The 5,893-nt window shown below is 63.1% G+C and carries 3 protein-coding genes and 1 pseudogene (1 of these 4 cut by a window edge); 2 read left to right on the top strand and 2 right to left on the bottom strand.

The window, feature by feature from the left end; translation table 11 throughout:
* Positions 1 to 786: pseudogene (locus GEU01_RS22265) on the top strand (lytic transglycosylase domain-containing protein) (it extends 1,190 nt beyond the left edge of the window).
* 131 nt (positions 787 to 917) lie between these two features.
* Here GEU01_RS22265 and GEU01_RS04020 read toward each other — a convergent pair.
* Both GEU01_RS04020 and hpnH read right to left on the bottom strand, forming a co-directional pair.
* Entirely contained in the window at positions 918 to 2,207 is a 1,290-nt protein-coding gene (locus GEU01_RS04020; protein ID WP_019085040.1) for a hemolysin family protein, read from the bottom strand.
* Positions 2,208 to 2,337: 130 nt separating this feature from the next.
* A complete protein-coding gene (hpnH, locus tag GEU01_RS04015) occupies positions 2,338 to 3,519 on the bottom strand; it encodes an adenosyl-hopene transferase HpnH (RefSeq protein ID WP_010509006.1) in 1,182 nt (393 codons plus the stop codon).
* 451 nt (positions 3,520 to 3,970) lie between these two features.
* On the opposite strand from hpnH, the gene dxs reads away from it, so the two are divergent.
* Positions 3,971 to 5,893 (top strand): 1-deoxy-D-xylulose-5-phosphate synthase (dxs, locus tag GEU01_RS04010; protein ID WP_408734715.1); only part of this gene is annotated, 1,923 nt, incomplete at its 3' end.

Genomic DNA, 5,893 nt, shown 5'->3' with positions numbered 1-5,893 from the left:
CGCCGCGCCTTCGCGCTGCTGCAGGTTGGCGAGCGTGACCGGGCGGAAGCCACCCTGCGCCGCATGTGGCCCGATATCCAGAACGATGCCGCCCTGTGCCGTTCCACCCAGATGGTGGCCGACGCCATGAACATGAAGGACCTGTCGGCCCAGATGCTCATGCTGATCGACACGAACGAAAGCGAGCACAGCAGCCACGACTCCCGCTTTCCCCTGCCGCCGCTGCAGCCCGAGCATGGTTTCCGCATGGACCCGGCACTGGTCTATGCGCTGACGCGGCTGGAATCCAATTTCGACACCACCGTCGTTTCCGGGGCGGGCGCACGTGGCCTCATGCAGCTCATGCCCGTGACGGCCGCTTTCATCCTGCACGACAGGGACCGTTTCAACCGCCGTCCCGTAGACCTGCATGACCCTGCGGCCAACCTTGATATTGGGCAGAGCTATGTGCTGTACCTGGCCCAGCGCTCCACACAGACCGGCGGGACGCACGTTCCCCCCGGCGGTGACATGATCCGCATGCTGGCCAGCTATAATGCCGGGCCATCCGCCATTTCCCGTCATAACGCCACGATGGACGACGGGGAGGATCCCCTGCTGTATATCGAAAGCCTGCCCAATGCCGAGACACGTGATTATGTCCGCCGGGCTTTCACCTACCTGTGGATCTATGCCGACAAGCTGGGTGTCCCGACGCCTTCCCTGGAAACACTGGCCCGCAATGAATGGCCCGGTTTCGACGCGGAAATCGCCATGGCAAGCCATACCGGCCACACCATTCATTAACGGACCTTCCGCATCCGTTTGAAAAAAGGGGCATTCCCGGCGACGGGACGCCCCTTTTTTCATTCAGGACCGCCTGAAAGACGTTTTTGGTAAAGGTTATTTTTAGAAATCTCCTGAAGGAAATAAGACCTTCAGTTTTCCGCCAGCAACTGCCGGCTGGCCTGCACGCGCACGACGCGGCGGCCTTCCATTTCCAGCACCTCGAACAGCCAGCCGGAAAATACGACCTTGTCCCCCCTGGCCGGCACACGCCGCAGCAGGGCGAGTATCAATCCGGCAAGGGTGTGATAGCTGCCTTCGGCGGGCAGGTCGGACAGGCCAAGCCGGTCCTTGACCTCATCAGCGGGCATGGACCCGTCAAGCACCAGCACGTTGTCATGGGCCAGCCGCTGGGGCGGGGTGTTGCCCGGTTCATGCTGCTCACCCACGATGGCGCCGAACAGGTCGGATGAGGTCACGATTCCCTCAAATGATCCATATTCATCCAGCACCAGTGCAAGACCCAGCGAGGATGCCCGCATGCGTTCCAGCATGTCAAAGGCCGACAGCGTATCGGGCACCGAGATGGGATGACGCAGCCCGATTTCGACCGACGGGCTTTTACCGTCCAGAAACCGGTCCAGCATGTCCTTGGCCAGGATCACGCCCACCGGGTTGTCCACCCCCCCTTCACACACCACGATGCGCGAATAGGTGGTCGAACGCAGCACCTGCAGCAGTTGCGCGCGCGGCACGTGCCGTTCCACCCAGCACAGTTCGTTACGCGGGGTCATGATGGCGCGGACGGGCCGTTCGGCCAGGCGCAGCAGGCGTTCGATCATGTCACGCTCCTCCTGCTCCAGCACCCCGGCCTGCGCCCCTTCGGCAATATAGGCGCGCAGTTCCTCGACCGAGACGGACTGCCGGATCGCGCCGCCTATCCCCATAAGCTTCAGCACCAGTTCGGATGACCGCCCCAGCAGCCACACGATGGGCCGCGTCAGCCATGCCATCCATTCCAGCAGCAGGGACAGGCGTGCCGCGATCTGTTCGGGCTGGCGCAGCGCGATCTGCTTGGGCACCAGTTCCCCCAGCACCAGCATGACGGCGGTAATGCCGCTGACCACCAGGAACATGGCCAGTTCATCGGCAATGGAGCGCAGGGCGGGAATATGGGCCAGCCAGCGGCTGACCCCGGCTTCGATGCTGTTGCCGCCAAAGGTGCCTTCCAGAATCGAGACAAGGGTCATGCCGATCTGGACGGTGGGCAGGAAGCTTTGCGGATCACCGGCCAGTTTCAGGGCGCGGTCCGCCCCCTTGACGCCGTCACGCGCAAGAATGGCCAGCCGAGCCCGACGGGCGGAAATCAGCGCCAGTTCCCCCATGGCAAAAAGCCCGTTGAGCAGAACGAGGCACAATATGACAATCAGTGAGACAACCATGATCCCGCGATCCTACAGCATAATCACGCGCGCGGGCACACCGCGCCTACATGCCTGAAAATACGCATGCAAAAGAAAAAGGCGGGACATATGTCCCGCCTTTCCCAAACGCAATACATGAAATGCGCGATCAGTCAGCCGCGTCGGCCGTTTCAGCCGGGGCCGCCACCTTGTTCACGCGCGGCGGGGCCGCGGGCTTCTTGCGGGCGGCAAGTTCCGCCATCTTGGCGTCAACGTGCTGGGTAAACACGTATTCGGCCGGGCGCTGGTTGGCCAGCGAGATTTCCGGCGCCATCGGCTTTTCCGTCTCGGGCCCGAACAGGGCGACCTTGGCAATATGCCAGGGGCGACGCACGGCATCCATGACGGCGGTCGATTCGTATCCGGAATGCACCATGCAGTCGGCGCATTTTTCGTAGTTGCCGGTGCCGTACGCATCCCAGTCGGTGTCGGCCATGAGCTCTTCAAAGCTCTTGGCATAGCCTTCACCCAGCAGGTAGCACGGGCGCTGCCAGCCAAAGACGTTACGCAGCGGCTTGCCCCACGGGGTGCAGTGGTACTGTTCGTTACCCGCCAGGAAGTTCAGGAACAGCGGCGACTGCGTGAAGCGCCACTTCTTGCCCTTGCCCAGACGGAAAATGTCACGGAACAGCTGCTTCGTCTTGTGGCGGTTCAGGAAGTGTTCCTGATCCGGCGCGCGTTCGTAGGCATAGCCCGGCGCGGTCATGATGCCGTCAACGCCCATCGCCATCACTTCGTCAAAGAAGGCGGCGACGCGCTTGGGATCGGCGCCATCGAACAGGGTGCAGTTGATCGACACGCGGAAGCCACGGGCCTTCGCCTTCTTGATGGCGGCGACCGCGCGTTCGTACACGCCGTCCTGACACACCGATGCATCATGCATCGCCGGGTCACCATCCAGATGCACGTCCCACGAGAAGAAGGGATTCGGCTCGTAATCGTCCATCTTCTTTTCCAGAAGAAGGGCGTTCGTGCACAGGTAGACGTACTTCTTGCGCGCGATCAGCCCACGGATGATATCGGGCATTTCCTTGTGCAGCAGCGGTTCACCACCAGCTACGGCAATGACCGGCGCGCCCGCCTCGGTATCCGCGTCCAGGCATTCCTGCAGGGTCATGCGCTGGTTCAGGATCTGGGCGGGATAGTCGATCTTGCCGCACCCGGCACATGCCAGGTTACAGCGGAACAAGGGCTCGAGCATAAGCACGAGCGGATAACGTTTGCGCCGCGTGACATGCTGCTTGACAACATAGGCGCCGACGCGGACTGCCTGCATAATAGGAACGGCCATGAAACCTCTGCTCCTGCACCGGCCCAACGCCGGTCTCATATTTCAAGTCTGGTAGGGCGGATATGGTCACATCCCCCTACGAGAAAACAAGCCCAACATTACCCAGCCGTGCATTTAAAGCATGCCGAGGTTGCGGACTTGTACGACACATGAAGCCTTTCGCGAGGGTATAGGACAGAAACCATCCTGTATTCAATTGCTATCAGCTTTGGTGTGGCCAATTAACAACAGTCATAGAATTAGAGACTGTATTTACAGCCTTAACCGGAGTAACACATCGCGATTACGCTACGGTCGCCATGGTTTTCGTGCCATGAGCCGCCATTCATCGCCGCCGGAGCAGCCTGATGCCGGCCCCGATCCCGGGACCGACAGGCCAAACCGAAACCCGGGTTGGTTCCTCCCCTGAACATGGGGCAAGGGCCAACGCAGAACAATGGACGCGAACATCATGGATCAGACCAAGCCCGCGATTCCGACCCTTGGGCGCTACCCCCAGCTTGACCGGGTGCGCACGCCGCATGACATGCGCAACCTTTCGGTGGAGCAGCTGAAGCAGCTGGCGGAGGAACTGCGGTCCGAGACGATCGATGCCGTGTCCACCACCGGCGGCCATCTTGGCGCGTCGCTGGGCGTGGTGGAACTGACGGTGGCGCTGCATGCCGTGTTCGACACGCCTGATGACCGGGTGATCTGGGATGTCGGCCACCAGGCCTATCCACACAAGATCCTGACCGGGCGGCGCGAGCGCATCCGCACCCTGCGCCAGCCGGGCGGGCTGTCGGGCTTCACCCGGCGCAGCGAGAGCGAATACGACCCGTTCGGCGCGGCGCATTCCTCGACCTCCATTTCCGCCGGCCTCGGCATGGCCGTCGCCCATCACCTGCGCGCGGAGGAAGACCCCTCCTACCGCGAGCGCAACGTGATCGCGGTGATCGGCGATGGCTCGATCTCGGCGGGCATGGCGTACGAGGCCATGAACAACGCCTCGCATTGCGGCCCGGGCGCCGAACGCCTGATCGTGGTGCTGAACGACAACGAGATGTCGATCGCCCCCCCGGTGGGCGCGATGTCGAACTACCTGTCGCGGCTCATGTCGTCGCGCAAGTTCCTGTCCTTACGCGAACTCGCCGCCAAGATGGCCAAGCGCCTGCCCGGCCGCCTGGAACGCACGGCGAAGAAGGCGGATGAATACGCGCGCGGCATCATGACCGGCGGCACGCTGTTCGAGGAACTGGGCTTCTATTATGTCGGCCCGGTTGACGGCCACGACATGAACCAGCTGGTCCACATCCTGCGCAACCTGCGCGACGCCGAGGATGTCGGCCCCGTCCTGGTCCACGTCATCACCGAGAAGGGCCATGGCTACACCCCGGCCGAATCGGCGGGCGACAAGTACCATGCGGTCTCGAAGTTCAACGTCGTGACCGGCGAGCAGAAGAAGGGCCCGTCCGGCCCGCCGAGCTACACCTCGGTCTTTGCGAAGGAACTGGTGCGCCAGGCCGCGACCGACGACAGGATCGTCACCATCACCGCCGCCATGCCGTCGGGCACGGGGCTGGACAAGTTCGCAAAGGCCTATCCCGACCGTTTCTTTGACGTCGGCATTGCCGAACAGCACGCCGTGACCTTCGCCGCCGGCATGGCGACCGAGGGGCTGCGTCCGTTCTGCGCCATCTATTCCACCTTCCTGCAGCGCGCCTATGACCAGGTCATGCATGACGTGGTGCTGCAGAAGCTGCCGGTGCGCTTCGCCATTGACCGCGCGGGTCTGGTCGGCGCCGATGGCGCGACCCATGCCGGCGCGTTCGACATCGCCTATCTCGGCTGCCTGCCGGGCATGACGCTGATGGCGCCCAGCAACGAGCTGGAACTGCTACACATGACCGCGACCTCCATCGCGTTTGACGAAGGCCCGATCGGCCTGCGTTACCCGCGTGGCGCAGGACTTGGGCTGGAGCTGCCGGCCGCGGGCCAGATCCTCGAGATCGGACGCGGGCGAATCGTGCGCGAAATGACCCGCCAGTCCGGCCCCGAACAGGGCGGCATCGCCATCCTGTCGCTTGGCCCGAGGCTGGAGGACGCGCTGAAGGCCGCCGACATGCTGGCGGCCCAGGGCCTGTCCCCCACCGTGGCCGACGCCCGCTTCGCCAAGCCGATCGACACCGCCCTGGTCGAACAGCTGGCGCGCAACCACGCCGTGCTGATCACGATCGAGGAAGGATCGGTTGGCGGATTCGCAAGCTATGTCATGACCCATCTGGCCAGAACCGGCCTGCTGGACCGCGTGCGCTTCCGTCCCATGACCCTGCCCGACCGCTTCATCGACCACAACACGCAGGCCGCACAGTACCATGAGGCCGGGCTGGATGCG

This window comes from Komagataeibacter europaeus LMG 18890, from assembly GCF_000285295.1.
GTDB classification, from domain to species: domain Bacteria; phylum Pseudomonadota; class Alphaproteobacteria; order Acetobacterales; family Acetobacteraceae; genus Komagataeibacter; species Komagataeibacter europaeus.
This window is presented reverse-complemented; position numbering and strand designations above follow the sequence as displayed.